The organism is Halomonas sp. JS92-SW72, assembly GCF_003547075.1.
Lineage (GTDB): Bacteria > Pseudomonadota > Gammaproteobacteria > Pseudomonadales > Halomonadaceae > Halomonas > Halomonas alkalicola.
Genome location: NZ_CP032147.1, coordinates 1,468,370 through 1,494,859, shown reverse-complemented (window position 1 = coordinate 1,494,859; position 26,490 = coordinate 1,468,370). Strand labels below are relative to the sequence as shown.

24 protein-coding genes are annotated in these 26,490 nt (G+C 67.6%); 10 read left to right on the top strand and 14 right to left on the bottom strand.

The genetic code is table 11. The features are described from left to right. Nucleotides 1–46: 46 nt before the first annotated feature. Entirely contained in the window at nt 47–790 is a 744-nt protein-coding gene (locus D1793_RS07010) for a trimeric intracellular cation channel family protein (protein WP_119021528.1), read from the top strand. After that, on the top strand, nt 787–1,842 hold the full coding sequence (locus D1793_RS07005; RefSeq protein ID WP_119021527.1) for a DUF3541 domain-containing protein: 1,056 nt from the start codon (nt 787–789) through the stop codon (nt 1,840–1,842). Before D1793_RS07010 ends, D1793_RS07005 begins: the two co-directional genes overlap by 4 nt. Here the strand turns inward: D1793_RS07005 and D1793_RS07000 are convergent. The 6 genes from D1793_RS07000 to D1793_RS06975 all read right to left on the bottom strand — a co-directional run bounded on the left by D1793_RS07000 (nt 1,837) and on the right by D1793_RS06975 (nt 12,558). Next, the gene (locus D1793_RS07000; protein ID WP_119021526.1) at nt 1,837–2,652 is read right to left on the bottom strand and encodes a PEP-CTERM/exosortase system-associated acyltransferase; all 816 of its coding nucleotides are present in this window, start codon (nt 2,650–2,652) and stop codon (nt 1,837–1,839) included. The genes D1793_RS07005 and D1793_RS07000 overlap by 6 nt on opposite strands. Nucleotides 2,653–2,710: 58 nt before the next feature. Continuing rightward, nucleotides 2,711–5,533, bottom strand: coding sequence for an EAL domain-containing protein (locus D1793_RS06995; RefSeq protein ID WP_119021525.1), 2,823 nt, complete (start codon nt 5,531–5,533; stop codon nt 2,711–2,713). Nucleotides 5,534–5,550: 17 nt separating this feature from the next. Further along, complete coding sequence (locus D1793_RS06990) at nt 5,551–6,768, bottom strand: hypothetical protein (RefSeq protein WP_162899929.1); 1,218 nt, start codon at nt 6,766–6,768, stop codon at nt 5,551–5,553. Next, nucleotides 6,737–7,168: a hypothetical protein gene (locus D1793_RS06985; RefSeq protein WP_240407796.1), complete on the bottom strand. Its 432-nt coding sequence runs from the start codon at nt 7,166–7,168 to the stop codon at nt 6,737–6,739. Before D1793_RS06985 ends, D1793_RS06990 begins: the two co-directional genes overlap by 32 nt. Nucleotides 7,169–7,507: 339 nt before the next feature. Continuing rightward, entirely contained in the window at nt 7,508–8,992 is a 1,485-nt protein-coding gene (nhaD, locus tag D1793_RS06980) for a sodium:proton antiporter NhaD (RefSeq protein ID WP_119021524.1), read from the bottom strand. 191 nt (nt 8,993–9,183) lie between these two features. Then, on the bottom strand, nt 9,184–12,558 hold the full coding sequence (locus D1793_RS06975; protein WP_119021523.1) for a hypothetical protein: 3,375 nt from the start codon (nt 12,556–12,558) through the stop codon (nt 9,184–9,186). Between the two features lie 198 nt (nt 12,559–12,756). Here D1793_RS06975 and D1793_RS06970 point away from each other — a divergent pair, with 198 nt between their 5' ends. Both D1793_RS06970 and D1793_RS06965 read left to right on the top strand, forming a co-directional pair. Further along, nucleotides 12,757–13,464: a DUF3581 family protein gene (locus D1793_RS06970; protein ID WP_119021522.1), complete on the top strand. Its 708-nt coding sequence runs from the start codon at nt 12,757–12,759 to the stop codon at nt 13,462–13,464. A gap of 45 nt (nt 13,465–13,509) precedes the next feature. Continuing rightward, the gene (locus D1793_RS06965) at nt 13,510–15,216 is read left to right on the top strand and encodes a formate--tetrahydrofolate ligase (protein ID WP_119021521.1); all 1,707 of its coding nucleotides are present in this window, start codon (nt 13,510–13,512) and stop codon (nt 15,214–15,216) included. Between the two features lie 24 nt (nt 15,217–15,240). On the opposite strand, the gene D1793_RS06960 is transcribed toward D1793_RS06965, so the two are convergent. Both D1793_RS06960 and D1793_RS06955 read right to left on the bottom strand, forming a co-directional pair. Next, on the bottom strand, nt 15,241–16,137 hold the full coding sequence (locus tag D1793_RS06960; protein WP_119021520.1) for a universal stress protein: 897 nt from the start codon (nt 16,135–16,137) through the stop codon (nt 15,241–15,243). A 98-nt stretch (nt 16,138–16,235) separates the two neighbouring features. Then, entirely contained in the window at nt 16,236–17,255 is a 1,020-nt protein-coding gene (locus D1793_RS06955; RefSeq protein ID WP_119021519.1) for an acyltransferase family protein, read from the bottom strand. 129 nt (nt 17,256–17,384) lie between these two features. Between D1793_RS06955 and D1793_RS06950 the strand changes: the two genes are divergently transcribed. From D1793_RS06950 to D1793_RS06940, 3 genes are all read left to right on the top strand, one after another. Further along, nucleotides 17,385–18,263, top strand: a complete 879-nt coding sequence (locus D1793_RS06950; protein WP_119021518.1) for an alpha/beta hydrolase-fold protein — start codon at nt 17,385–17,387, stop codon at nt 18,261–18,263. A 69-nt stretch (nt 18,264–18,332) separates the two neighbouring features. After that, complete coding sequence (locus tag D1793_RS06945; protein WP_119021517.1) at nt 18,333–19,301, top strand: magnesium transporter CorA family protein; 969 nt, start codon at nt 18,333–18,335, stop codon at nt 19,299–19,301. A gap of 100 nt (nt 19,302–19,401) precedes the next feature. After that, nucleotides 19,402–20,634, top strand: a complete 1,233-nt coding sequence (locus D1793_RS06940; protein ID WP_119021516.1) for a DUF3422 domain-containing protein — start codon at nt 19,402–19,404, stop codon at nt 20,632–20,634. A 6-nt stretch (nt 20,635–20,640) separates the two neighbouring features. Here D1793_RS06940 and D1793_RS06935 read toward each other — a convergent pair whose 3' ends face one another. The 5 genes from D1793_RS06935 to D1793_RS06915 all read right to left on the bottom strand — a co-directional run bounded on the left by D1793_RS06935 (nt 20,641) and on the right by D1793_RS06915 (nt 23,123). After that, the gene (locus D1793_RS06935) at nt 20,641–21,825 is read right to left on the bottom strand and encodes an MFS transporter (RefSeq protein WP_119021515.1); all 1,185 of its coding nucleotides are present in this window, start codon (nt 21,823–21,825) and stop codon (nt 20,641–20,643) included. A 12-nt stretch (nt 21,826–21,837) separates the two neighbouring features. Further along, complete coding sequence (locus D1793_RS06930) at nt 21,838–22,071, bottom strand: DUF1289 domain-containing protein (RefSeq protein ID WP_119021514.1); 234 nt, start codon at nt 22,069–22,071, stop codon at nt 21,838–21,840. After that, nucleotides 22,068–22,481 carry an alternative ribosome rescue aminoacyl-tRNA hydrolase ArfB gene (arfB, locus tag D1793_RS06925; RefSeq protein ID WP_119021513.1) on the bottom strand — a complete coding sequence of 138 codons (414 nt, stop codon included), beginning with the start codon at nt 22,479–22,481 and terminating at the stop codon, nt 22,068–22,070. The genes D1793_RS06930 and arfB overlap by 4 nt, the downstream gene beginning before the upstream one ends. A 43-nt stretch (nt 22,482–22,524) precedes the next feature. Then, nucleotides 22,525–22,740 (bottom strand): DUF3820 family protein, encoded by a 216-nt coding sequence (locus tag D1793_RS06920; protein ID WP_110070228.1) that lies wholly within the window; start codon nt 22,738–22,740, stop codon nt 22,525–22,527. A 176-nt stretch (nt 22,741–22,916) separates the two neighbouring features. After that, nucleotides 22,917–23,123: a cold-shock protein gene (locus D1793_RS06915; protein ID WP_119021512.1), complete on the bottom strand. Its 207-nt coding sequence runs from the start codon at nt 23,121–23,123 to the stop codon at nt 22,917–22,919. A gap of 368 nt (nt 23,124–23,491) precedes the next feature. Here D1793_RS06915 and D1793_RS06910 point away from each other — a divergent pair, with 368 nt between their 5' ends. Both D1793_RS06910 and nfsA read left to right on the top strand, forming a co-directional pair. Further along, a complete protein-coding gene (locus D1793_RS06910) occupies nt 23,492–24,256 on the top strand; it encodes a class I SAM-dependent methyltransferase (RefSeq protein WP_119021511.1) in 765 nt (254 codons plus the stop codon). 115 nt (nt 24,257–24,371) lie between these two features. Continuing rightward, nucleotides 24,372–25,103, top strand: coding sequence for an oxygen-insensitive NADPH nitroreductase (nfsA, locus tag D1793_RS06905; protein WP_119021510.1), 732 nt, complete (start codon nt 24,372–24,374; stop codon nt 25,101–25,103). 92 nt (nt 25,104–25,195) lie between these two features. Here nfsA and D1793_RS06900 read toward each other — a convergent pair whose 3' ends face one another. Further along, complete coding sequence (locus tag D1793_RS06900; protein WP_110070703.1) at nt 25,196–25,420, bottom strand: hypothetical protein; 225 nt, start codon at nt 25,418–25,420, stop codon at nt 25,196–25,198. Nucleotides 25,421–25,903: 483 nt separating this feature from the next. Here D1793_RS06900 and D1793_RS06895 point away from each other — a divergent pair, with 483 nt between their 5' ends. After that, complete coding sequence (locus D1793_RS06895; protein ID WP_119021509.1) at nt 25,904–26,479, top strand: nucleoside deaminase; 576 nt, start codon at nt 25,904–25,906, stop codon at nt 26,477–26,479. The last annotated feature ends 11 nt before the right edge of the window (nt 26,480–26,490 follow it).

Below are 26,490 nucleotides of genomic sequence, written 5' to 3'. Positions count from 1 at the left end.
TGCTGTGCGCCCAATTTCCCATTGAACCGGCGGGAGGCAAGCAACGGTGAGCGGTCTGATCTACTGGCTGGACATGGCGGGAGTGATCGTCTTTGCGCTGTCGGGCGTGATCCTGGCCTGTCGCTCCCGCATGGACCCCTTCGGCATGCTGGTGCTGGCGGCGGTGACGGGCATCGGCGGTGGCACCCTGCGCGACCTGGTGCTGGGCGTGCGGCCGGTCTTCTGGGTCACCGACCCTACCTACCTGTGGGTCATCATGGCCACCGTGGGGCTCTCGATCCTCTGCTTCCACTATATCCACCGGCTCAACCGGGGCTTCCTGCCGGTGGCCGATGCCTTCGGGCTGGCGTTGTTCACGGTCATCGGCACCCACAAGGCGCTGCTGCTCGAGGCGCCGGGGGTGGTCGCGGTGCTGATGGGAATGCTGACCGGGGTGGCAGGCGGCATGGTGCGGGATGTGCTGGCACGGCGGGTGCCCATGGTGCTGCGTCAGGAGGTCTACGCCACGGCGGCCATCGCCGGCGGCATCACCTACGTGGTGCTGGATGCCCTCTCCGCACCGGGCACCCTGACCATTGCCCTGGCGCTGCTGGTGACCCTGGGGCTGCGCCTCGCCGCCATCTACTGGCAGCTGGCGCTGCCCACCTTCGCCTGGGTGACCATCACGCCTCCGCCGCCTTCCGGCGAGGCGGCCGGTGAAGGCGCGGCGCCACCCGCCGCGCCGCGCCCCAAGGTGCGGGTCAGGATGATCCGGCCGGAGCAGTCGAGGCGGCGGCTGAACAAGCCATGAGGCGGGCAGCACACCTTCGCTGGAGCTGGCTATTCCTGCTGGTCCTGCTGACGGGCTGTGCTGCCCTGGCAACGGAGAGTGCCGAGCAGCGGCATGAACGTGCGGGCCTGGCCATTCAGGCGGTCTATGAAGACGCCCTGCCGACGCTGCCCGCCGACAAGCAGCGACATTATGCCCAGCGCCTCTATCGGTTGACCGGGGACCCCCGCTACCTGCCTCTCAACCAGGCCTATGGCCAGCGCCTGCTCGGCCGGCTCGAGGGCAACATTGCCGGCCTGGCAACGCCGGGCTTTGCCGAGAGGCGCAGCCGGGAGATCATTGCCGCCTATCCCCGCGGCACCAGCAAGCAGCGAGCTCGCCAGCGGATGCTGGCCGAGTGGGGCGATATCGCCTTCGCCCGGCGGCTGCTGTTCCAGCTGGTGCAGGCGGAGTATCACGGCCTGCTATCCGACCTGGAGGGGCGCGAGCGGGCCCTGGCCTACCTGGCAGGCATCGAGTGGGAGCCCTTTCTCACCGATCCGGACGTGCTGGGGATCTATGCGGCCCAGGTGGCCAACCAGGTTCACTTCCTCCACCAGCTGGGGGTGGTCGACCTGAGGGATCGGGTCGTCGCGGCCTTTCACCAGCGCTATCCGCCGGGCATCGCCGCCTCGCTCGGCAGGGCCGAGTTCCACAACTGGCTCTACGGCCTTACCCACTTCGTGATCGCCGCCAGTCGCTATTACCAGCAGGAGGTGAGTGCCGAGGAGTTTGCCTGGGTGCTGGCTGCCTTCGAGGAGGAGCAGGAGAGAATCCTGGGCGTGGCCACCGAGGATATCCTGGCGGAAGTGGCGCTTGGCTTCCTGCTGGCCCGGCAGGAAGACCATCCGCTGGTGTCGCGGATTCGCGATGCTCTGGTCGAGGCGGTGGACCCGGATGCCGGCATCATCCCGTCGGCCGAGGGGAGCACCGACCTGGCCCGCGGGGAGCACCGCAATGTACTGGCCATCATGGTGCTGCGCTGGACGGGAACGCTGACTCCTGGGCCTTGCCTTTCCGTAGATAGCTCATGAAGCGGCCATTTTCTGTTTGGTTCTTTCAGCTTGGTGATCAAATTGTGATCCAAGTTCTTTCTTTATGTGTAAATAAAGGGGTATTAGGTTTTCGTGTATCTCTTCTTCGGCTTTTCTGTGGTCAATGTAGAAGGCATTTCTTTTTCCATGCATTTCGATGGGCTCGCCTATTTTTGTGAAGTTAAAACCTGACATGGAGAGCAGTCGTGGCAGCCTCGGCTCCATCATTGCAAAGACATGACGTTTGTTGCTTAATCCCACTAAGGAATATGTTGAAAGAAAGAGCGCGACTATGATGGCAGGGAACGTCTTTCTCTCTTCTTCAGTGAAAAGGTTGGAGCTTTTTTCGTTCGTTAAAGTCTCGTTGTTTATGGCTTTGTGTCGAAATGGCCGTGCAATGGCGAATCTTGATATTTCACATATTTGAGATACGGGAAGCCTTGCTGGATTCAATATTGGGTGGGTAAGGCTAGTTCCGCCATATTCCTGGAGGGGGAGTCGCTCGTTTTCGCTTTTTGCTGCTGGGTTGGGGAGTACCAGTCTTAAACATCCAGCTGCGAGCCCCGAGCTTTTATGCTCGATCAAACAGTGGATAGAGTGAGCGTCATGAGAGTCAAGTTCAATATTGGTGCTTGTTCCCTCAGGAGGCTCATAACCAATTTCTTGGCAGTAGACCTCATGCCTGAGCTTGAAGACCCTTGCTTTTTCTTCAGTCGTGTTGGCCACCTTGAAGGAAAAGTGCTTGCTGAATCTTTCAAGGGACGTGTTCTCCCTTTTGTTTGGCAACCTGAGCGCTTCTGGGTTCTTCATTTTCTAAGGCTTCCTTGTGCTCCGGGAGACTTTAATAAATTAAAGTTGGCGTGGCGATTTAGCCTGGTATTGGAAGAGCGTCTCCTATTGGAGTTGGTTTTCCCAGAAAAAATCCTTGTGCGTAGGAGATTCCGTACGATTTTAAGATTGGAATTAGTGACTCTTGATCAACAAACTCGGCAATCGCTTGCTTGCCGAACCCTGTCGCGATATCGGCGATGGCCTTGACGATCACGCGGCTTTCGGCACTGACCGTCAAGTTGCGGATAAAGCTGCCATCGATCTTGATGTAGTCCACCGGAAGCTGGCCCAGGTAGTGGAAGCTGCTGAAGCCCACGCCGAAGTCATCCAGGGCCGTGCGGCAGCCGAGGTCCCGGATGGCCTGCAGTACCCCTCGGGCCGTGGAGAAGTCGGTCACGGCGGCGGTCTCAGTGACCTCCAGGATCAGGTACTCGGGATCGGCGCCGCTGGCGGCAATCTCGTCCGCCAGGTACTGGTTAAGCCCGTCGTCATGCAGGGACTGCCCGGAGAGGTTTACCGCCAGGCTTACCCCCTGCTCCTGTAACCGGCTCAGGGCGCGAAGGCTGTGACGCAGCACCCAGCGGTCCAGGGTGATGATCTGCCCGCTGCGCTCGGCCACCGGGATAAAGGCCGCCGGCGAGATCAGGCCACCCTGGTCGTCGCGCATGCGCAGCAGCACCTCGTAGTGGCGAACGTCACGATCCTCCAGACGCACGATGGGCTGCACCATCAGCTCGAAGGCATCTTCCTCAAGAGCACGATGGACGCGCTCCTCCCAGTAGACCCTCTCCTGAAGTTCCTCCCGCGCCCCCTGCGCCGTGGCCAGCAGGTGCCAGCGCTGGGTACTGGAGGCCTTGGCCTTGTACATGGCCATGTCGGCGCTGGCCATCAGGTCGATGGGGTTGTCGGCATGTTCCGGGAAGAGCGCGATACCGGTGCTGGCCGAGACACGATGGCGCCTCTCTGCGACGGCGAACCCGGTGCCCTCGAGGATCTGACTGATCTGCTGGGCGACCCGCAAGGCGAGATCGGCATCCGCTTCCCTGAGCAGCAGGGCGAACTCGTCACCCCCCAGCCGGGCGATGACGCCCCGGTGGCCTAGCTCCTCGGTGAGCACCCGAGCCACCTTGCGCAGCAGCTGGTCGCCGGCCTGATGGCCGCAGAGCTCGTTGACATCCTTGAACTGGTCCAGGTCCATCAGCAGCATGGCCCCGCTCATGCCATGCTTGAGCGCTGCGCCGATTGCCTCCTGGAAGTAACGGCGGTTGTAGAGGCCGGTCAGGGGGTCGCGCTCGGCCAGCCAGGTCAGGCGTGCCTCGGCGGCCTTGCGCTCGGTGATATCCAGGCCGACCGAGATCCTCCCGGGCGCGGCCCCGTTACTCCCGGGGAGCGGGGCGTGGTACCAGGCGATGGTATGCTGCTGGCCATCCGCGGTGACCAGCGGGCGCTCCTCCAGGTGCGGGGCGGCAAGGGGCGGACCGGCGGGCGGCTGGCCCGGCGCGAAGACATCCTCGAACAGTCGATTCAGCAGTCTCTCTTCCTCGCTGCCCATGACCGTCAGCGCATAGTCGTTGACCAGGCCGATGCGCCCGCTGGCATCCTGGGTCACGATGAAGACCCGGGCGGTATCCAGCAGGCTGCCGATGAAGTCGCGCTCACGGGCCAGCTCCTCGACCCGCTCGGCGAGCTGCTCGCCTCGGGCCGAGACCTCCCGTTCCAGGGTCTCGAGCTGGTCGGCCAGTGCCAGGGTGGTGCCTTGCAGCACGTCGATCTCGTCGGCCAGGAGGCGCCTGGGGCGAGGAATGGCGGCCCTGGCCTCGGCGAAGCCCCCGCGGGCCAGGGTAGGCAGCACGCTGGCGATCCGCCGCAGCCGGGCCATGGGGCTGAGCAGGATGGCGAGCAGCAGCAGCTCCGCCACCAGCCAGCCGGCAAGGCCCACGGCGACCAGCACCCGGGTGTCATGGGCGATGGCCTTGATCTGGGGGGTGATGTCCGAGGCGAGCAGGAAGTAGCCGACACTGCGGCGGTCCTCGTCCTCGTCCATGCGCACCGCGCTGAGCTCGATGGTCTGGCCCGAGTGCTCCAGGCGCAGCGGCTGGCGCTCCAGCCCGCGCACCGAGACCCGGGACGCGGCACTGCGCAGGATCGGCAGGTAGGCCTCCTGGCGCGTCAGGGCGATGAGCTGCCCGCGCCAGGCGGGAATCGCCCGCTCCTCGGGCAGTTCCGGGTCGGCCGGGCTTCCCACCACCAGCAGGGCCACATCGCTCTCGGAGACCTGCTGGGCCTGGCGAGTGACGTCGGCCAGGGAGCGAGCGAGGATCACGGCGCCGGCGCTCTCTCCCTCGACCAGCACCGGTACCGCCGCATACTGTCGGCAGTCGCTGGCGCAGCGCAGGGCGGAGTGGGGCATCTCGTCGCGCAGCACGCGGCGCACCCACTCCTGGACGGGGCGCTCGTTGTGCAACTGACCCTCGCCCCAGGCGGCCTGCTGGTTCGCGTCGATGTCGAAGACGAGGATCTCGTCGATACCTGCCTCCAGCTGTAGCGTGGGCCACTGAGTCTCCAGCGAGTCGATCAGCAGTGCCGGCTGGCCGGCCTGGAGCGCCTCACCCAGCCCCTGGCCCGAGGCCACCAGCGAGGCCAGCTGGCGCAACCCTTCCTCGGAGCGCTCCAGGGCCAGGCGGATCTCGCGGACCTGGCGCTCGCCATGCTCGGCGCGGCTGGTCTCGAACTGGCGAGTCAGGTTGGTATGCACCAGCCAGGCGAACAGCGCCACCAGCAGCACCAGAAGCAGGCTGCTCAGGGCGATCACTCGCCAGGTGAGGCTGAGGCGGCAGGGCCGGCGGTCGATGGAGGGCATGGGAGGCCTCGGGCCGGTCAGAAGCGCAGCGAGAGCTGGAACAGCAGCATGTTCCAGCGACGGCTGGTCTCGGCCGGGTTCGGATTATCCTGCACGGGCAGCCAGCCGGTGCCATCGATATGGTGGTACTCGGCAGCGAGCAGGACGCGCGGATTGACGGTCCACTGAAGGCCCAGGGTGTAGTCCTCCGCGAACTGGCTGTGGGCGGGGCCGGCGCCGCTGGCCTCATAGGCAGAGCCTGAGCGATCGTCGCGGTTGCTGATCAGGCTGTCGTAGCGGACCAGCCACTGCCAGTTCTCGTGGAAGCGCCGGGTGTACTGGACGTACCAGCTTTCACCGGTCACGTCGAAGTTAAGGAATGGATTGGCAAACCCCTCGAGAGTCGAGTTGCGAATAGCGTATTCACTGGTAAGGCTCCAATACTCGGCATTATATTGCAGCGATAACACCCACGGCTGGAAGTGAAAGTCACCGTTGCTCATTTCCGGGCTGTGTGACTCGAATCTGGCTTTAGCACTCGCAGTGCTAAGTGCTGCGACCCATCTCCCTCCATCGTGCTCATACTTTATCTGGGCAATCGCGGAATCACGCGGCTCCAAGGAGCCAGGAGCATTCTCTAGGCGCATTGTGCGTCGAAGGTCATCACCAGCCTGTGCCTTGCCGATTCCAATCTGGGTTCGAAGGGCCCCCTGGCTGAATCTTTCCTCGTGATAGATAGAGATCCCATCCCCTGACAAGCCTAGAGATCTTGTCCTGTCAAAATAGATTGATTGAGGCAGCAGTATGCTGGGACGGGTAAAGGCCACATCCCGGGTCTGGTTGTAGAACCCGAAGGGGTTCTTGAAACGGCCGACTTGAGCGCCCAGGGTGCGCCGCTGGTTGGAGACCATCTGGTAGTCGACGACGCCATAGTCCAGCACCGGCTTGGCGTCGCTGCCATCCCCGCCGGCGCGTCGGCTGAGCACCTGGGCGGCGATCAGCACGTCCTGGTGGGGGCGGATCGAGGCGTTGGCGCCGATCTCGGTGTACTTCAGGCTGCCGCCTCCGCTGCTGCTCGGGCCGAAGAAGTCATTGCGATCGGTGATCACCAGCGCCTGGCTGAGGAAACCGTGCAGCTGCAGGGTATCCAGCATGCTGCTGTCTGCCGCGGCCGGAGCGGTGCCGCCCAGCAGCAGGGCGGCCAGCGCCAGTCGGGCACGGCGTTCACTCCACCGAAATGACTTGGACACGATCATCCAGATACTCCCTTTCCAGATAGCCCAGGGCGCCGGGGGTGTTGGCGATGCGTTCGAGCATCTCGGCCTGGGAGAAGACTCGCGTGGGGGCCTGCCCGGTGCCGGAGAACACCATGCGGTCCCAGGCCAGCTGAAGCTGGTGCGGATAGACGGCCAGGCGCTCCTTCACGAAGCGCCCATGCACCGGATCATCGTTGCTGAGCACATGGACCCTCACCGCCTGGCCATCCGGCCAGGTGCGTTGCCGCATGGCGAAGATGGCGCGGGTGGTATCGCGGGTCAGGTGGACGGTCCGCACATCCGGGTGGGCCACCAGGACCGGGCTCTCTTCGGCAGCCGCCAGTGAGGGCCAGCACAGCGCGAGCAGGGCCGCCAGCAGGGCATGCCTCAGCCACGCCACCGGGAGTCCCCGAGACGGCTGGACAGGGGCTCTGACGCCACCGCTGGAGGTGACAGGATGGAGGTAAGCATCTGCGTATCGGTTCCCCGTGAATGATTCGCTGCAGCCGCGGGCTTCGTCTTGCGCGTCGCTCCGGGCGAGGACCTTCTCTCCTGCATACGATGTGGCCATCTGGTTATGGTGTCGGCAGCCGCCGCCCCTTGTCCTGGCGACTGTGCCGATACGGCCATCTCTGGATACGCTACATCATTGGAAGGCAATGTAAAGCGAGGATCTCAACGCGTAACGAATTCCGGCGGCAATCGCCGCCGGAGAATGGGTGAAATTACAGGGAGTCGATCAGTTGAAAACGGTAAAGCTGTGGGCGTTGAGCCAGAGGTGGGTGGCCACGCTGGCGGCGTAGCCGACGGCGATGACCGGTGCCCAGCGCAGGTGGCCCATGAAGGTGTAGTTGCCTCGGGCCTGACCCATCAGGGCCACGCCGGCGGCGGAGCCAATGGAGAGCAGGCTGCCGCCGACGCCGGCGGTCAGGGTGATCAGCAGCCAGTGGCCGTGAGACATCTCGGGCTGCATGGTCAGCACCGCGAACATTACCGGGATGTTGTCCACCACCGCCGAGATCACGCCCAGGGAGATATTGGCCCAGGTGGCGCCCAGGCCGGTGTAGAGCGCTTCGGAGAGCAGTCCCAGGTAGCCCATGAAGCCGAGCCCGCCGACGCACATCACCACGCCGTAGAAGAACAGCAGGGTGTCCCACTCGGCGCGGGCCACGCGGTTGAAGACATCGAAGGGCACCACGCTGCCGAGCTGGGCCAGCTTCTTGTCATCGCCGCGCTGGGTGTACCGGGTGCGCTTCTTCTCCAGCGAGCGCGGCAGGGTACGGCGCAGGTAGTAGCCGAAGAACTGCAGGTAGCCAAGCCCCGTCATCATGCCCAGCACCGGCGGCAGGTGCAGCAGGGTATGGCAGGCCACGGCAGTGGCCACGGTGAGCAGGAACAGCGCGATGATGCGCCGCGCACCGCGCTTCAGCCAGACATCCTCCTGGACGCTGTCGGGCTTGCGATTCTTGATGAAGGCGCTCATCACCACTGCCGGGATCAGGTAGTTGACCAGCGACGGCACCAGCAGCTCGAAGAACTCGTAGAATTTCACCATGCCGGCCTGCCACACCATCAGGGTAGTGATGTCGCCGAAGGGGCTGAAGGCGCCGCCGGCGTTGGCCGCCACCACGATGTTGACGCAGCAGAGGTTGATGAAGCGCTTGTCGCCCTCGGCGACCTTGGTCACCACGGCGCACATCAGCAGCGCCGTGGTCAGGTTGTCGGCGATGGGGGAGATCAGGAAGGCCAGGCAGCCGGTGATCCAGAACAGCTGGCGATAGCTGAAGCCCTTGCGCACCATCCAGGAGCGAAGCGCATCGAAGACACGGCGCTCCTCCATGGCGTTGATATAGGTCATCGCCACCAGCAGGAAGAGCATCAGCTCGGTGAACTCGAGCAGGGTCTCGCGGAAGGCGTGCTCGGCCTCGGCCGGCATGCCCGACTGGACATAGACCCAGCCGATCAGCGACCAGATGAGGCCGGCGGCGACCAGTACCGGCTTGGACTTGCGCATGTGCAGCTTCTCCTCGCCCATAACGAGGGCATAGGCGAGGACGAAGATACTCACGGCCAGCACGCCGACCAGGGAGCCGGTCATGTCCAGCTCGCCGGTCACAGCATGGGCGGCGGGGCTGAACAGCAGGGCGAAACAAGCGAATACGAGAAGGCTCGACCACCAGGCGGGGCGCCGGGGCCGTGAGGCGATGCCATCGATTGTGTGCATGGTTGCAGTGTCCCGAGGAAGGGGTTGCGGGGAGGGGGTAATAAGCGCGCCGATTCTAGCATGTGATGATGCGGTGCAATACGGCGGAAGGCCCCGCCACAGAGGCGTTTCGCATGCTTTTTTTGCATGCTAACGACCTTCATCGGGACCTTTGTTCATGCAGCCCGTGACGGCGCGAGAAGACCGTCGCATCAGCGCGGCGTCAGGGCCTCCCGGAACGCCTCAGGGGAGGTCTCCTCCAGCGCCTCTCTACCCTGCTCCCCGAACCAGCGGCGTGGCTGCCAGAAGCGCAGCGTTCGCTCGCCCTCCTGCAGGGCAACGCCAACGGCGAGTCGTCCCAGCCTGGCGTAGAGCTGGCCGTCCAGGCGCTCGTCGCGAAAGGCGAGCGCGGCCAGCAGGGCCAGCGGCCCGCCCTCCAGCCGTGCCCCATCCAGATAGAGGCCGTCGGCGGCCATGGTCAGCCGCGCCTCGCCCTGGATATCGCGCACGGTCAGCAGGCGCCCCAGCCAGTCGCGCTCCCGGGCGCCCGCCAGGAACAGCCGCGCCAGCAGGCCGCTGTCGCGCATGGCGAGGCCCAGCCGGGCGTTGACCTCCAGCGGTTCCGCCCAGGTGAGACGACCCTCCTCGAGGGAGAGCCGGGTCCACCAGCCGGCCTCGCCCTGGCCGTCGGCATCCCGGCGGGTGACGTTGTCCAGGCGCAGCAGGGAGCCCGAGGCATCGAACCGCCGCTCGGCCAGGTTGCCCTCGCGCAGGCGTGCCTCGAGGCGCAGGTCGCCCGTCAACCGCTGGCTGGCCAGGCGCAGCTCGGTGTCGAAGGCCTGCAGCACCAGGTCGCCGCGGGCGCCCAGTCCCTCCATCGCAAGCGTCGCCTCCAGGCTGGCGCGCCCGCCCAGCAGCTCGACGCCGGCTTCCTCCGGCAGGTAGACGTTGTAGAGGGCGATATCCGGCACCTCGACGATGGGCAGTGCCACCCGGGTGGTGAAGGCGCCGATATCGAGCCGCTCGGGGTCCGTGGAGAAGCGGGGTGTGGCGGTCTCCAGGGTCAGGTGGCGCCCGGCCAGCCAGGTGTGCTCCTGCTCGGCCTCGCGGCGCAGGGCGAAGCGCGGCAGCGAGAGCGTCAGCCGGGCGCCGGGGCTTTCTGCCTCGCCCTCCAGGCGGGCGTCGAGCTCGCCGCGCCCCACCGCTTGATAGTCGAGGAAACCCACTGCCAGGTCATCGGCATCCACCCTCAGCTGGCTCGGTGCCAGCAGCTGCTCGCCTGCCAGGCGCAGGTCGGCCGCCAGCCGGCCGCTGCCGCGCAGGGTGAGACCGTGCTCCCGGGGCAGGAAGGCGTCCAGGAACCCCAGGCGGTCGACCATGCCCTCCAGCACCAGCCGCCCGTGCCGCGCGCTGGGCTCATCCAGCCGGGTGAAGCGTGCCTCCCGGGCCACCAGCACGCTGCCCAGTCGCTGTTGCTCGTCGGCATTGGCGGCCGCGGCGGAGAGCGTCAGACGGCTGCCGGAGAGGTCGAGCTCGCTGCCGTCCAGGCTGGCCTGGCCCAGGGCCAGCTCGAGGGCCATCTCCCCGGAGAATGCCTCGCCGAGCAGCCGGCCGCTGATCCGGCGACCGCCGAGCCATGCCTCGCCGCGGAGGCGCTCCTCCTCGAGCGTCAGGCGGCCCCGGCTGTCGGCCCGGCCGCCGCTGAGCGCGAAGGGGGCGCCTTCGGGCAGATAGGGCGAGAGCACGGCCACGTCCGCCAGGCGGGCGCCCTCCCAGGCGAACGTGGCCCGCTCGGGCAGCGGCGGGCTGCCTGCCACCGGCGGGTGGCCCACGGCCGCCAGGGTCAGGCGGGCGCCTTCCAGCAGGCGCGCGCCATCAGCGTGGCGGGTCATCCCGGCCTCCTCCAGGCGCAGGTCCAGGCGCAGCGGCAGGGTGTCGGCGTCGCGCCACTCGGCGACGAGGCGGCCGCTGCCCTCGACGCGGGCGTGGGGCAGGCTCACCCCGAGCGCCTCGCTGGCCACCTCCAGCCGGCTGCCGGCATCGATCCGGCCATCCACCAGCCGCGTCCTGGCGCGCAGCTCGCCGCCCCCGCTCAGGGCGATGCCGCGGCCGTCGAACAGCCCCGCCAGGAAGGGGTCGAGAAACCCCAGCCGGTCCAGGCGACCGGACAGGGCCAGCTCGCCGTCCAGCGGCGGCCGCGGCTGGTCGCGCAGGGTATCCAGCGGCACCCGGGAGGAGAGCCGGGCGGTCTCCAGGGTCAGGTCCAGGCCCAGGGCGTCGGCGCGCTCGTCGCCGGCGACGTCGAGCCGCAGGCGGGTGCCGGAGAGGTCCAGTCGTCGTGCCTCCGGGTCGATGCCTGGCAGCGCCAGGTCGAGGCGCAGGTCGCCGCGCAGCGGCTGCCCCTGAAGGGTCAGGGCGACCCGTTCGCCGGCCAGGGTGAAGGCGCCGGAGAGCTCCCCCGCCCGGTAGTCCAGCCGGCCGTCGAGGGCGGCGCGCCCGCTCTGCAGGGCCACCGGAGCATGCGCCGGCAGGAAGCGCGCCAGGGCGCGAACATCGGGCACCGTAGCCGCCTGCCAGCTCAGCCGCGCCTCGTCGGGCGGTGCCGGCGAGGCGGCCAGGTCCGTGGGCAGCGACGCCTCGAGCGCGAAGTGCTGGCCCGTCAGCAGCGGCGCCGGCTCCTCCCCCTGGTGCATCGCCAGCTGCTCCAGGGTCACCGCCAGCCGGCCGGCCGGTGCATCCCCCGAAGCCGTGGCCTCCTCGCCGACGCTGGCCGTCACGCGGCCGGCCCCGCTCAGGCGATAGGCCTCGCCGGGGACCACCCAGGCCGGGGCGGCGTCATCCTGGCGGCGGCCCGCCAGCAGGGCGGTCTCGTCCAGGCTGACGCCGAGTTCGGCGGCGTCGAGCACCAGGCGGCTGCCGGGGGCGAGCACGCCCTGCTCCAGGGAGAGCGCGCCCTCGAGACTGCCGCGTCCGGCCAGGCCCAGCCAGCCCAGCTCCGCCAGGTAGGGATTGAAGAGGTCCCAGGCGTCGGCGCGGGCCGCCAGGGTGAGGTCGCCGGAGAGGAAGCGCAGCGCGGCCTGGCCGGGATGGGCCGCGGGATCGAAGGACGTTGCGCTCAGGTCGGCGGCCAGGGCAATCTCCTCGGCCAGGGGCATCCCGCCCCGGGCCAGGGTGGCCTGCTTGAGCGCCAGGGTGAGTCGCCCCACGCCCAGCTCGTCCCGGGCCAGTGCCAGGTCTGTCAGCGCGAGCCGGCCCTCGCCGCTCAACCGGTGACCGTCGACCTCCAGGCGGCGCAGGCCGCTGGCCGCCAGCTCGTGAACCGCCAGGCGTCGGGTCACCAGGGATGCCAGCATGGCCGGCAGGGCGAGCTCAAGGCGGGCGGCATCGACTTCCAGCGCCAGCGGGAGCGCCTCGTCATCGCGTTCGATCACGAGCAGCTCCACGGTGAGATGCCCCCAGCCGGGGCGCGAGTCCTCCCAGCGGATCGACAGCCCCTCCTGGCCGGAGAGCCTGGCCTGCAGCCAGGCGCTGTCCAGCAGAGCGGGCAGGGCCTGGAGTACGGCAGCCAGGGCCAGCGCGACGACCACGGCCGACCCGCCCAGCCACCGCCAAGGGCCGCTCCGCGGGGGTCGCTCCTGCTGTCTCTTGTCGTCGCCTGGTCTGCCCATTGGCCCATGGTAGCGCCTAACGAGGCTTCGTTGGCGAGGGTTTTATGGCATCATCTGCGCTCCGGCAGCCGCCGGCAGGATCTGGATCGCCAACGACGCAGGGCAGGCACAGCACGCATGTTTCTCGATGAATTTCATTCGCCGGCAGGAGAGCGCGTCTGCATCTCCGCCGAGCAGGCCAGTCGTTTCGCCAAGGGAGTCGCCGGCGACTACAACCCCATCCACAACCCGGATGCTCGCCGTTTCTGCGTGCCGGGTGACCTGCTGTTCGCCCTGGTGCTGGCCCGCTTCGGGCTCTCCCAGCGGATGGATTTTCGCTTCCTGAACATGGTGGGTGATGGCACCCCGCTCTGTTTCCAGGAGGGTGAGGATGGCCTGATCCGCGTCTGCGACGAGAACGGCAAGTGTTACCTCGAGGTGACGCGCAGCGGCGAGACGACCTGCGACGAGGCGGTGGTGGAGGCCTTCACCCGCTGCTACGTGGCCTTCTCCGGCAAGAACTTCCCCCACTACCTCAAGCCGCTGATGGAGGAGAAGGGGGTGATGTTCAACCCGCGCCGGCCGCTGGTGATCTACGACAGCATGGGCTTCTCCCTCGAGCGCCTCGACGCCCTGGCACCGGAGCTGGCGCTGGACCGTTCGTCCCTGGAGGTCAACGGCAAGCGCGGCGACTGCCTGCTGGAGTTCCACATCCAGTCCGGCGGTGTCTCCATCGGCACCGGTTCCAAGAAGCTGGTGGTCAGCGGCCTGTGCGACTACGACCCGACCTCCATGGACGAGATCGTCACCGAGTTCTATCGCCTCAAGGCCGCCTACGAGGCCTGACGCACCCGCGAGCGCTGCCGGCTGCGCCGGCCCGGAGGAGTCCCCATGGCTCGACAGCTGGATGACGGCGAGGGCATTTCCGGGCATGCGCCCGAAAGCGATCTGGTCATCGCCCGCCGGGCGCGGCTCGAACCGATCCTGCCGCTGGCCGAGGCCCGCCTGGGCCTCGCCGCCGAGGACCTGGTGCCCTTCGGCCACCATCGCGCCAAGCTCTCCCTCGCGCTGCTGCAGCGTCTGAAGGACCGCCCCCGCGGGCACCTGGTGCTGGTCTCCGCCATCACCCCGACTCCCACCGGCGAGGGCAAGACCACCGCCTGCGTCGGGCTGGTGGACGCCCTCTCACGCCTCGGAATCTCGGCCCTGGCCTGCCTGCGCGAGCCGTCCCTCGGGCCGGTGTTCGGCATGAAGGGCGGTGCCGCCGGCGGCGGGCGTGCCCAGGTGGTGCCCATGGAAGCCATCAACCTGCACTTCAACGGCGACTTCCACGCCGTGACCGCGGCCCACAACCTGCTGGCCGCGCTGCTCGACAATCACCTCTACTGGGGCAATGCCCTGGGCATCGACCCGGCTCGGGTGGTGTGGTCCCGGGTGCTCGATCTCAACGATCGCAGTCTGCGCCGGGTGCGCATCGGCCTGGGCGAGGTGGAGCGCGAGAGCTCCTTCGAGATCACCGCCGCCTCCGAGATCATGGCGATCCTCTGCCTGGCCGAAGACCTTGTCGATCTCGAGCGCCGTCTGGGGCGCATCGTGGTGGCCTGGCGGCACGACGACACCCCGGTGACCGCGGCGGACCTGGGCGCGGTCGGTGCCCTGGCCGCACTGCTGCGCGATGCCCTGGCCCCCAACCTGGTGCAGACCCTGGAGCACACCCCGGTGCTGATCCACGGCGGCCCCTTCGCCAACATCGCCCACGGCTGCAGCTCGCTGGCGGCCACCCGGGCGGCCCTGGCGCTGGGTGAGGTGGTGGTCACCGAGGCAGGCTTCGGTGCCGACCAGGGGCTGGAGAAGTTCATCGACATCAAGTCGCGCCAGTCCGGCCTCTTCCCCGATGCTGCGGTGATCGTGGTGACCCTGCGTGCCTTGCGCTTCCATGGCGGAGCGAGCCGCGAGGCGATGCATCGTCCCGACCTCGCGGCGCTCACCGCCGGCCTCGACAACCTGGTCCGCCAGGTGGCCGTGGCCCGCGCCTTCGGCCTGGAGCCGGTGGTGGCCCTCAACGCCTTCCCGGACGACAGCGAGGCCGAGCGGGAGAGGCTGGCGACCTGCTGCGTCGAGCTCGGTGTGGCCCTGGCGCACTGCGACCACTGGGCCCGGGGCGGAGAAGGCGCCCTGGCCCTGGCGCGGCGGGTGCTGGAACGGCTGGAGGAGGGCGGCGGCGAGGCGGCAGCGCTGTATGCCGACGGCACGCCCGTGGAGACGGCCCTGCAGGTCGTGGCCACCCGGCTCTACGGGGCCAGCGGGGTCGAACTCTCGCCCGAGGCCCGGGCGACGCTGCGGCGCCTGGAAGGGGCCGGCTACGGGCAGCTGCCGGTGTGCATCGCCCGTACCCAGTACAGCTTCTCGGATGACCCGGCCGATGGCGGCCTGGTCAAGGGGCACCGGCTGCGGGTCCGCGAGCTCAGGCTCTCGGCCGGCGCCGGCTTCGTGGTGGCGGTGTGCGGCAGGCTGATGACCCTGCCGGGCCTGCCCCGGGAGCCGGCGGCCCTGGGCATCGGCCTGGACGCCGAAGGCAACATCACCGGCCTCGCCTGAGGCGTGGCCGGGCAATAGGCGGAATCAGACCACCACGGTGACCGGGCAGGGCGCCAGGTCGATGACCCGATGGCTCACGCTGCCGAGCAGCGACTCGCGCCACTTGCCCAGCCCGCGCCGGCCCATCACGATCATCGGCCGCTCCGCCAGGTGGTGGCGTGCCCGGGAGACGATCGCCTCGGCGAAGCGCTCCTCGTGGAGCAGCACCTCCTCGATGCCTCCGGGGATCTCCCCCAGCGCCTCCCGCGCCAGGCGAAAGACACGCCCGGCCTGGCTCTCCTCGTCCTCCTCGAGCCCCCCGACCTGGCCGCCGGGCTGGCAGAACACCAGCTCCACCGGCACCTCGGCGCTGCGCGCCAGGTCGCCGGCCAGTCCCGCCGCCTGGTTGGCATGGCGCGAGCCATCCACCGGCAGCAGCACCCGGCCGATACCCGAGGCCTCCTGCATGCTGGCGTCGTCGTGGACGATGGTCACCGGGCAGCGGGCGCGGTGCACCACCTCGTTGCTGACGCTGCCCTGCACGAACTTGCCCACCTCGCTCAGGTGGCGCGCCCCCAGCACCAGCAGGCAGTCGGGCTGGCTGCGCGCATGGGCCACGATGGCCCGGTCCGGGTGGCGGATGAAGGTGCTGTCCTCCAGCACCACCTCCTCCGGCGCCGGTGTCAGGTCGGGTTCGATGGCCGCGCGGGCCTTGGCGAAGGCCTCCTCGGCGATCTCGAGGCGTACCGCCCGGTCATGGTCGGCCTCGGCCTGGCGGTTGGCGGGGATATCGCACAGCTCCGCCGGGTTGAGGGGCATCACATGCAGCAGCTGCAGCGGGGCGTCCAGCAGCCGGGCCAGCAGGCTGGCATGGCGGGCCGCCGCGGCGGCCGTGGGTGAACCGTCCACCGGGACGATGATCCGAGAGACCTGCTCACTCATCGACACACTCTCCCTTGATGACTGTCGTCGCCCCCTGAGGCGAGGGGCGGGGCTGGGACTAGATTAGCAGCCTCCGGTGGCCGCCGTCGCCCCTGCCCTCAGGCCACCCGCAGCCGCTTGCCGAACAGCAGCCCGCCCCACTGCACGCGGTTGGCGGTCAGGTTCCAGGCGATGGAGCCGGCCATGCCGATCACCGCCAGGGCCAGCACGTAGAGCGCAAGCGGCAGTCGCTGGCCGGGGTCCAGCACGTCCACCAGGTTGAAGAACATCGGGTGGGCCAGGTAGATGCCGAAGGAGAACTCGTTGAGGCGCCGCACCAGCGGGGGGGCCGGGCGACCGCGCAGCCGCCCCATGATCCACAGGGTGAAGAGCAGGAACAGCGGCACCACCCAGGTCTCCTTGGAGGAGTACTCGAGCCAGCCGGGCAGCGAGAGCAGCACCACCAGGCCGATCAGGGCGACCAGCCAGCGCGGGCGGGCCAGCGCCACCAGCCAGGCGGGGCGCGACTCGGGGGCGTCGTGATAGTGGCGCACCAGCACCAGCGCCAGGAAGAAGAGGTAGAGCCACCCCAGCGGGGCGATCCAGTGCAGGTAGCCCGGCGGCAGGGTGCTGCGCCACTGCCAGTAGCCCCACCAGGCCATGCTGATCAGGCTGCCGATCAGCAGCCACGGCGTGGCGGGCAGCCAGCGGGCGAGGTCGAGGCGCCCATGCAGCCAGTAGAAGGCGTAGAACTGGGCGGCGATGATCAGGAAGTAGCCGTGCCAGCCGGCATAGACCAGGTACTCGCGCAGCGTCTCGACGAGGCCCGTCTCGACCCCGTTGGCCCGCAGGCGCAGGAACTCCGCCAGCGAGTAGGCCAGGCCGTAGATCAGGTAGGGCACCATCACGTACTTGATGCGACTGCCCAGGAAGCCCCGGGGAATATCGCGCCCGTAGCGCATCGAGAAGAGGAAGATCGAGATGAAGATGAAGATCGGGGTGCCGAGCACCGTGGGAATGCGGGCAAGGTCGGTGGCCAGGGTGTCGACGCGCTGGTTCAGGTGATCGAGGAGGTGGAAGCTGAAGACCGCCAGGCAGCCATAGGCACGCAGCCAGTAGATTTCCTCGATCCGTTGCATGTCCCGGTTTCCTGTGGTCCTCGAATGGGTTGAACGCTGTTGGTGCACCTGCTGTCGGACCGCGACAGGCACCATGAATTCCCTTCCATCCGGGAATTCGCATGCAACCCGAGGAAAGGGAGGCCTGACATGACTGCAGCCAGACGCTGCGTATTCACCATCCTGATGTTCCTGCTGCTGGCCGGCCAGGCGCTGGCCAGCCAGGTGACTCACCACCGCTTCCACTCCGAGGCGCTGGGGCGCGACTACCCCTACACCCTCTACCTGCCCGACGGCTACCACGACTCCGGTCTCGACTACCCGGTGATCTACCTGCTGCACGGCTCCTTCGGCAGCGACCGCGACTGGGTGACCCGCGGCGCCCTCAAGGAGATCGCCGATCGCATGATCCGCCAGGGGCGCATCCCACCGGCGGTGATTGTGATGCCCGGCAGCCAGAGCTGGTGGGTCGACGGCCACAACGAGCCGGCGCGTACCGCCTTCCTGGAGGACCTGCTGCCCCACGTGGAGGAGGTCTGGCGGGTGGTGCCGAAGCGTGAATGGCGCGGCATCGCCGGGCTCTCCGCGGGGGGCTACGGCACCATCAACTTCGTCCTGGAGCGGCCCGAGCTGTTCGTTGCCGCCGCGGCCCTGAGCCCGGCCAGCTACTATCCGCTGCCGCCGGCCAATTCCACGGCTCGGGAGCATGCCGCCTTCCTGACCCCGGACAACCGCTTCGATGCCGACCTCTGGCAGCGGCTCAACTATCCCGCCCACCTGGATAGCTACCTGGCCCAGGACTACGTGGTACCGCTCTACCTGAGCGCCGGCAACCGCGATGTCTTCGATGCCGTGGGCCACGCCCGCCGCCTGCAGGCGGCGCTGGAGGTCCACCAGCCGGGCCAGGTGCCGCTGGAAGTGCTCGCCGGCGGCCATACCTGGCGCGTGTGGCGGGCCAGCATCGGGCCGGCGCTGGCCTTCATGTCCCGCTACCTGCAGCCACCGCTGTCTGGCGAGGCGGCGCGCTGACGCGCCGGCGTAATGCTAGAGTGGGGAGCATCTGGGCGCCTCGCCCGTCGCTGCCAGGGATGACACGCCATGATACGCACGCTGATGGTGGACGCCGAGGGCCGGGCCATGGCCGGGGGCGAGGAGCTGATCGCCCGCTGGCGCGACTCCCCCGATGCTCGCCTGTGGATCGACATGCAGGGCGAGCCGGTGGCCCGGGAGCGGGAGATGCTCGAGGCCTTCGACTGCCACCCCATGGCCATCGACGATGCCCACCGTGAGCGCCACCCGCCCAAGATCGAGGAGTTCGAGGGCCATACCCTGATCCTCTACCGCGGCATCTCCTCCTTCGATGCCGACCTCAACTACGTGCCTCAGCAGATGGCGCTGTTTCTCGGCGAGCGCTTCCTGCTCACCCTGCATCCCGGCCGGGCGCAGAGCATCGACCGCCTCTTCGACCAGGAGGGAGCCGTCCTGCTGCAGCGCTCCCCGGAGCACGTGGCGCTCAAGATCATGTACCACTCCGCCGGCTACTACCTGGACAGCCTGCTGGAGTTCGAGAATGCGCTCAGCGACCTGGAAGACGCGCTGACGCTCAACGGCAGCGACGCCCTGATGCGCCAGGTGATCGGCTACCGCTCGCGGCTGGTGAAGATGCGGCGGGTGTTCAACTACCACCTGGGCATCACCCAGGAGCTGACCGCCTACGACTACTCCCACCTGCCCCGCAACGTCAGCGAGACGCTGCATGCCATCAACGACGTCCACGAGCGCTTCGAGCGGCTGCTCTCCCTGACCCAGATGTACTACGACATCTGCGGCGACCTGGTGGATGGCCATATCTCGCTCTCCTCGCATCAGCTCAACATCACCATGCGCATTCTCACGGTGATCACCGCCGTCTTCGTGCCGCTGACCTTCATCGCCGGCATCTATGGCATGAACTTCGTGCACATGCCCGAGCTCGAGCACCCCTATGGCTATTTCATGGTGCTGGGCCTGATGATGAGCATCGGCGTGGGGCTGGTGTGGCTGTTCCGCCGCAAGGGATGGTTCTAGCCGCCTTCGACATCCTGGGGGCGAGGCGCCTTGCCGCAGGCGCTTGGCTCCCGCGGCGTGAGGCTCTAGTCTCGGGGGTTCCCCCTTTCGAGCCCCGACCATGCACCCACTTCGCGAAGCGCTGCACGACGAGCTGCACGCCCGACCCTCGATCCATTTCGCCGGACCGGCACACCTGCACCACTACGCCATGCTCGACCAGGCGGGCCAGGCCGAGGCGCTGCTGGCCCGGATCGATTCACTTACTCACCGTGAGCGCGACCCGGAGGCGGTGCAGGAGATCCTCGAGATCGACGGCATGACCCTCAAGTGGGAGCGCCATACCGAGTTCTTCACCCTCACGCTGATGGTGCCGCGGCAGCCCGACCAGGCGCTGTGGCCGGAGCCGCCGCCGCAGCTGGAGGCGCTGCTGGCGCCCCACCGCGAGCAGGTGATCAGCGCCACCCTGATCCTGGTGGAGGCCGCCCACCGCTGGTCCGGCAGCCCCGAGGCCTACGGCTTCCGGGATCCGGCCGGTTCCCGGGTCGCCGACGGCGAGGCCACGGTGTGGAGCGACTTTCGCCTCACGCCGGACGGGGTCAATCGCCTGTTGCTGGTCAACCAGGCCCTCGACGGCTTCCGCCTGGGGCGCATGGCCCGCCGCCTGCTGGAGATCGAGACCTACCGCATGATGGCGTCCCTGGCGCTCCCCCTGGCCCGCGAGATGCGCCTGGAGCTGGATGCCAACGAGCGCGAACTGGATACGCTCTCGGTGCGCAACGCCGAACGGCAGAGCGAGAGCTCGCGACCGCTGCTCGCGGCCATCTCCGAGCTCTCCGCCCGCCTGGAACACACCAGCGCCCGCTCACGGCTGCGCTTCAGTGCCACCGAGGCCTATGCGCGCATCGTCGATGCCCGCATCGAGGAGCTGCGCGAGAGGAAGGTGGGCGAGCACCCTCGCCTGGGCATCTTCATCCAGCGCCGCTTCCGCCCCCTGGTGCGCTTCTGCGCGGCAATCCACGCCCGCCAGGAGGCTCTGGCCGAGAGCGTGGCGCGCCTCAACGACCTGCTGCGGACCCGCGCCCAGGTGGAGATCGAGGAGCAGAACGCCGAGATGCTCAAGAGCCTCAACGAGCGCACCAGCAGCCAGCTCAAGATCCAGAAGGCGGTGGAGGGGCTGTCGATCATCGTGATCAGCTACTACTTGTTCAGCCTTTTCAAGCTGGGCCTGCAGAGCCTCGGCGCCCTGGGCGTGGCCATCGTGCCGGCGGTGGCCGCCGCCATCATCGGCCCGCTGGGCCTTGGCATCCTGGCGGTGCTGGCGTGGCGCATCTGGCGCGTCAAGCAGCACTGAGGTGCCTCACCCGGCCCCACGATCCTGGTCGTCCCGGGGGGTGTGCCGTATCCGGCGGTGCAGCAGCACCAGCCCCGCGGCCTGCAGGCACACCAGGCCCACCAGCAGCGGAGCGAAGGCGCCGGTGCCGGCCCGTTCCAGCAGCGGGCCGGTCAGCGACGGCACCGCCATGGCCCCGCTGCCGGCCGCCAGGAAGACCAGCCCGGTGGTGCGCCCGCTCATGGTCATCAGCTGGTTGGCCAGTCCGAACAGGGTCGGGAAGATGGCCGAACTGGCGAGCCCGAAGAGCAGCGCCACGCCCGACAGCGGCAGCCAGCCGAACTGCAGGGCCAGGCCGGCCAGCAGCGCGAGCCCCAGGCAGAACCACAGGACCCGCCACGGGGTGGTGCGGCGTAACAGCGGGATGGCCAGCAGGCGCCCGGCAGAGAGGGTGACCCAGAACAGCGTCACCAGCAGCGCCGCGCGGCCGGGGGGCGTCCCAACCAGGGTGGCATAGGAGGTGATCCAGCCGGCGAAGGTCACCTCCATGCCCACATAGAGCGCGAACAGCAGCAGGAAGAGGGCGAGCCGCCAGGGGTCCGGTGCGGGCCGGTGGGCACCCGTGCCGGGCCGTGGCGCCGGTGCCGCGGGGCTTTGCTGCCTGGCCAGTGGGGCGATCAGCAGCAGGGCATAGAGCCCTACCGCCCAGAAGGCCAGATGGAAGAGGCCGGTCACGGCCAGCGCCGCCACCAGCAGCAGCGGCACCAGCATGTTGCCTAGCGCGAAGCAGAAGTGCAGGGCGCTGATCCAGGGCGGCGAGGCCGGGCCATGGCTCCACAGCAGCAGGGTGTTGGCCCCGGCGTTGATCGAGACCTCGCTGAAACCGAGCAGGAAGACCACCGCCGTGAGCGGCGCCAGCGCCTGGCTGAACGGCACGGCGACCAGGCCCAGCGCCATCAGCCCGAGCATGACGATGAGCACGCGATGACCGGGGAAGCGGTCCACCAGGGCGCCCGAGACCACCGAGCCGAGCATGTTGCCCAGGGCCCGGGCCGTGAACAGGATGGCGATCTGGCCCATGGTGGCGCCGGTCATCTCGGCCAGATGGGGCAGCGCCGGCCCCAGCAGGCCGCCGCTCATGCCGATGGCCACGAAGGCCGCAAAGTAGCTGTAGCTGGTTCGGCGTGCGCCCTCGGCGGCAGGTGCCGTCATCTCCGCTCCCCCTCAGCCGCGCTGAGCCTCGGCCTGTCGTTCGGCCTCCTCCGCGTCGGCGGCCCGCCGGGCCTGGGCATCCAGCCGCTGCCAGACGGCCTCGCGCTGGGCCGCATCCATTCTCGACCAGCGGGCGATCTCGTCCAGGGTGCGGTGGCAGCCCAGGCAGAGGTCGCCCACCGGCCGACAGACCTTGATGCACGGGGACTCGGGGCGTGTCGGGAGCCCTGCTTCGCGCGCGCTCATTCGCTCACCTTCCCGCGCAGCGCCTTGGTCCTGCCCTTGCGGGTCTTGGCGTCGACCCGCTTGCGCTTGGCGGCGCGGGTCGGCTTGGTGGGCTTGCGCACCCGGCGCTGCTTCTCCGCCTCGCGGATCAGCTCGCGCAGGCGCTCGAGGGCATCTTCGCGGTTCTGCTCCTGGGTGCGGAAACGCTGGGCCTTGATCACCACCACGCCCTCCTGGGTGATGCGCTGATCGCCCAGCGCCAGCAGCCGCTCCTTGTAGAAGGGCGGCAGGCTGGAGCGATGGATGTCGAAGCGCAGGTGGATGGCGGAGGCCACCTTGTTGACGTTCTGGCCACCGGCACCCTGGGCGCGGATCGCGTTGAGCTCGATCTCCCAGTCGGCCAGTTCCACGGAGTTGGAGATGCGCAGCATGGGGCTCCTGCTGGTGTTGGCAATCGGCGAGGGGTGGGGCGGGTCAGCGCGGCGGGCGCAGCGGCTCGAGCAGCTCGCCCAGCCCGTTGTGGTCGATCTCGTGCATCAGCGCCAGCAGGGCGCCGAGCCGGCCAGGCGGGAAGCCTTCCCGGGCGAACCAGGCCAGGTAGGGCCCTGGCAGGTCGGCGATCACCCGGCCAGCGTACTTGCCGTAGGGCATGCGCAGGGTGACCAGCGTCTTCAGGTCCTCGGGTCTCATTCGCCTACCTCCATGCCTCTCTTTCGCCGTCGTCCTGTGACCCGACGGCTCTGGCGCAACACTCTAGGGGGATTCGGCCCGTTCCGCCAGGGTCGGCACGCAACGCAGCAGGGCCCGCCTAGGCGGGCCCTGCTGTCGAACCGCGGAGGGTTCGAGGCATCACATGACCGTGAAGATCAGGCGATGGCTTTGATGTTCGACGCCTGAAGGCCTTTCTTGCCCTGGGTCACGTCAAAGGAGACGCTCTGACCTTCCTGCAGGGACTTGAAACCATCGGACTGAATTTCGGAGAAATGAGCAAAGACATCATCGCTGCCGTCGGACGGAGAGATAAAGCCAAAACCCTTGGAATCGTTGAACCACTTGACTGTGCCGGTAGTCATAATAAAAATCCTTTCGCGCTTAGCGCCTTGCGATATTCCTGGTGTTACCCAGATGAAGTAGCGGGTAGAACAAGGGAGACAATATCAGGCTGCCGAAAGAATTCGAATGCTGCTGAAACCATGCTGCTTGCCGACCAACTGACGCCACAGTGTCATGTATCCCGGTACGGGTCAAAGCCTTTCACCTTTTATTTTCAAGAACCGACGCCTGTTAATAGGTGGCGATTTATCCGGCGAGCGATAAAAGTGATGCGATTCAACCGACAGGGATAGATTGCCATCGTGGAAACGCCGCTGGCGCCCGTGACGGGATTGGACCAGCTTTAGGGCAAGGGCGGAGAGTGCCGGCAAACGATGGGGGAGCGATCATGTGGAAAGCCTATGACGAACTGGCCTGGACCGAGGCATGGCTCGAGGATCCCAGGGGCGTCGAGGAGGAGGTCGCCACCTACCGCCGTCTGCTCGAGGAGCACGCCCGCCGCCCGGTGCGCGAGGTGCTGCACCTGGGCTGCGGCGCCGGTGCCCACGACCGCGCCCTGAAGCGCCACTTTCGGATGACCGGGGTGGATCTCAACGACGCCATGCTGCGGCTGGCCCGGCGCACCAACCCCGAGGTGGAGTACCACCAGGGCGACATGCGCAGCGTGCGGCTGGGGCGCCAGTTCGATGCCGTGGTGATTCCCGACAGCATCGACTACATGGCCAGCCGCGAGGAGCTCGCCCTCGCCTTCACCACCGCCCGGGAGCACCTCCTCCCCGGCGGCGCGCTGCTGGTGGTGGCCAAGCCCAGAGAGCTCTTCCATGACAATAACTTCGCCTATACCGGCGAGCGCGACGGCATTCATATCACGGTGCTGGAGAACAACTACGTGCGCCCCCCGGGCGACGAGCAGTACGAGGCCACCCTGGTCTACCTGATTCGCCAGGGTGGCGAGCTCGACGTCCAGGTGGACCACCACCGGCTGGGGCTCTTTACCCAGGCGACCTGGGAGCACGCCTTCCGCGAGCAGGAGCTCGACCTGCACCAGCAGGACCTGGAGGGCATCTACGAGCCCTTCATGATCGCCGAGGGAGAGTACCCCATGCGGATCTTCATCGGTGTCGCGCCCGGCGGCGGGCAGGCCGAGGCCTGAGCCGACGGCTGGCGTCCCCTCGAGCGAGTCTCGGCGTCACCGGCCCCGGTTGCGCCACCTCGCGCCAGCTGGGTTATGCTGGGCAACATCCTTAGCCGACTAGCGAACGAGACCCATGAACCCCACCATCGAACTGCTGAAGTCCCATCGCTCCATTCGCAAGTTCACCGACCAGCCGGTCTCCCGGGAGCTGCTGGAAGAGCTGATCCGTGCCGGCCAGGGGGCGGCCACCTCCAGCCACGTGCAGGCCTACACGGTCATCCACGTGAAGAACCCCAAGAACCGCGAGCTGATCGCCGAGCTGGCCGGCGGCCAGTCCTACGTGGCCAGCTGCGGCGCCTTCCTGGTCTTCTGCGCCGACATGAAACGGCCCACCGACGCCGCCGAGCGCACCGGCGCCCGGGTGATCCGCGGCATGACCGAGCAGCTGCTGGTGGCCAGCGTGGACACCGCCCTGATGGCCCAGAACGTGGCCATCGCCGCGGAATCCGAGGGGCTCGGCATCTGCTATATCGGCGGGGTGCGCAACAATCCCCAGGAAATCAGCGACCTGCTGGGCCTGCCCGACCACGTCTACCCGGTATTCGGCATGTGCCTCGGCTACCCGGCCCACCAGCCGGACATCAAGCCGCGCCTGCCGGTGGAGGCGATCCTCAAGGAGGACACCTACGGCGACGACCGCGAGCTGGTGGCGGCCTTCGACGAGACCATGCACGCCTACTACCAGTCGCGGAAGGGCGGCAACAAGCAGAGCAACTGGTCGCAGAACCTCACCCCGCTGTTCGACACCAAGCTGCGCCCCCATATGCGCGATTTCCTGGTCAAGCGTGGGTTCGAGATGAAGTGATGACGCCTCGGCCATGAACTCGAATGGCGCCCAAAGAAAACCCCCTCCCGGAGGGGAGGGGGGTCGTTACACAAGCGGTTTGCAGGGGATAATCAGTCGTCGTTGGCGGCCAGGGGGCGGTTCTCGCCGGTGCGAACTTCGTCCCAGGCCTGTTCGAGGGTGTAACCCTGGCGGGCATCGACCGTGTCGATAACCTCAACCGCGTTCTGCAGGGACTCACCACTGCCCTTGAGGGCGACCACCAGCTTGGCAAGATCGAGCTTGCTGAAGGTGTTGGCGATAAGGTCGGCTTGCTGGCTAAGTTGGATGCAGTTCATTTTTCAATCCTCATCAAGGTCATCATTACCCCAGGGGAAATCCCATCTTGGGGTTGCCATCTCCGATGGCGTTCTGGTGCCTTGGCTACTCATGCCGGGCCGGGTAAGTGCCCCATGCTGCAACCGCGACAGGTCTGCAAGCTTTCCAAGACCTTTGCTTCTGGCGCCTGGATCAGAAATTACTTGGCGCTCAGGTTGTAGCCGGGATCAGGTCAGTGAATCGGGGTAGCGACCCTCTGTCCTGATCCATGACTCCACTATGGGTCAGGGCAACCACTCCCACAACGCGCCATTAGCCGCACAGAGGGTTGTAGTATGACTACACGGAGAGCCAGGGAGCTCGAGGAAGGTAACGAGACTACGAGGAGGGGAAGGAATGCCGCCAGGTTGGAGAGAAAAAGGGCGGATGAAGCGGCTTCCAGCGGGCGTCAAATTACAGCCTAATGGTGGCCTGCGCCACTCGACTTTCGGTGAGGAGGAGATATGGAAACGCTGTTGAATGCCGGTTCGGAGGTGACCGCGGCGGCACTGGCCGCCATCGCCCATATGCCCACCGCCAGCCTGCCGGTGCTGATGGATGACGATTTCGCCCGGCGGCTCTCCGATGCCGACCTGATGCGCATCGCGGTGCTGCTGGCGCAGAAGAGCCATGACGAGGGCGGCTGCCCGATCGGGGCGGTGATCATCGACAACGCCACCCGGCGCATCGTCGGCAAGGGGCACAACACCCTGGTGCAGGAGAATCACCCCTATAACCACGGCGAGACCTCGGCGATGCGCGATGCCGGCCGCCTCGACTTCGGCCGGACGACGCTCTTCACCTCGCTGAGCCCCTGCCAGGTCTGCGCCACGCTGCTCTACATGCGCGGCGTCTCGCGGGTGGTGGTGGGCGATGTCACCAACGCCTCGGGCACCGAGGCCCTGCTGCAGGAGAAGGGCGTACAGGTGGAGATCCTCGAGGACCCCCGCGGCATCCAGCTCTACGCCCGCTTCCGCGCCGGCAACCCCGAGCTCGACCTCGAGGACTGGAAGGGGCTGAGTGCCACCCAGCGGCCGTGACCTCGCTCCGG

Coding starts and splice junctions, on each gene's coding strand:
- D1793_RS06920 (WP_110070228.1), bottom strand. CDS start 22,740: ATGAGACCCGAGGACCTGAAGACGCTGGTCACCCTGCGCATGCCCTAC.
- D1793_RS07000 (WP_119021526.1), bottom strand. CDS start 2,652: ATGAAGAACCCAGAAGCGCTCAGGTTGCCAAACAAAAGGGAGAACACG.
- D1793_RS06935 (WP_119021515.1), bottom strand. CDS start 21,825: ATGACGGCACCTGCCGCCGAGGGCGCACGCCGAACCAGCTACAGCTAC.
- D1793_RS06915 (WP_119021512.1), bottom strand. CDS start 23,123: ATGACTACCGGCACAGTCAAGTGGTTCAACGATTCCAAGGGTTTTGGC.
- D1793_RS06900 (WP_110070703.1), bottom strand. CDS start 25,420: ATGAACTGCATCCAACTTAGCCAGCAAGCCGACCTTATCGCCAACACC.
- nfsA (WP_119021510.1), top strand. CDS start 24,372: ATGAACCCCACCATCGAACTGCTGAAGTCCCATCGCTCCATTCGCAAG.
- D1793_RS07005 (WP_119021527.1), top strand. CDS start 787: ATGAGGCGGGCAGCACACCTTCGCTGGAGCTGGCTATTCCTGCTGGTC.
- arfB (WP_119021513.1), bottom strand. CDS start 22,481: ATGCTGCGCATCTCCAACTCCGTGGAACTGGCCGACTGGGAGATCGAG.
- D1793_RS06910 (WP_119021511.1), top strand. CDS start 23,492: ATGTGGAAAGCCTATGACGAACTGGCCTGGACCGAGGCATGGCTCGAG.
- D1793_RS06965 (WP_119021521.1), top strand. CDS start 13,510: ATGGCTCGACAGCTGGATGACGGCGAGGGCATTTCCGGGCATGCGCCC.
- nhaD (WP_119021524.1), bottom strand. CDS start 8,992: ATGCACACAATCGATGGCATCGCCTCACGGCCCCGGCGCCCCGCCTGG.
- D1793_RS06955 (WP_119021519.1), bottom strand. CDS start 17,255: ATGCAACGGATCGAGGAAATCTACTGGCTGCGTGCCTATGGCTGCCTG.
- D1793_RS06945 (WP_119021517.1), top strand. CDS start 18,333: ATGATACGCACGCTGATGGTGGACGCCGAGGGCCGGGCCATGGCCGGG.
- D1793_RS06940 (WP_119021516.1), top strand. CDS start 19,402: ATGCACCCACTTCGCGAAGCGCTGCACGACGAGCTGCACGCCCGACCC.
- D1793_RS06950 (WP_119021518.1), top strand. CDS start 17,385: ATGACTGCAGCCAGACGCTGCGTATTCACCATCCTGATGTTCCTGCTG.
- D1793_RS06895 (WP_119021509.1), top strand. CDS start 25,904: ATGGAAACGCTGTTGAATGCCGGTTCGGAGGTGACCGCGGCGGCACTG.
- D1793_RS06930 (WP_119021514.1), bottom strand. CDS start 22,071: ATGAGCGCGCGCGAAGCAGGGCTCCCGACACGCCCCGAGTCCCCGTGC.
- D1793_RS06960 (WP_119021520.1), bottom strand. CDS start 16,137: ATGAGTGAGCAGGTCTCTCGGATCATCGTCCCGGTGGACGGTTCACCC.
- D1793_RS06990 (WP_162899929.1), bottom strand. CDS start 6,768: ATGATCGTGTCCAAGTCATTTCGGTGGAGTGAACGCCGTGCCCGACTG.
- D1793_RS06970 (WP_119021522.1), top strand. CDS start 12,757: ATGTTTCTCGATGAATTTCATTCGCCGGCAGGAGAGCGCGTCTGCATC.
- D1793_RS06995 (WP_119021525.1), bottom strand. CDS start 5,533: ATGCCCTCCATCGACCGCCGGCCCTGCCGCCTCAGCCTCACCTGGCGA.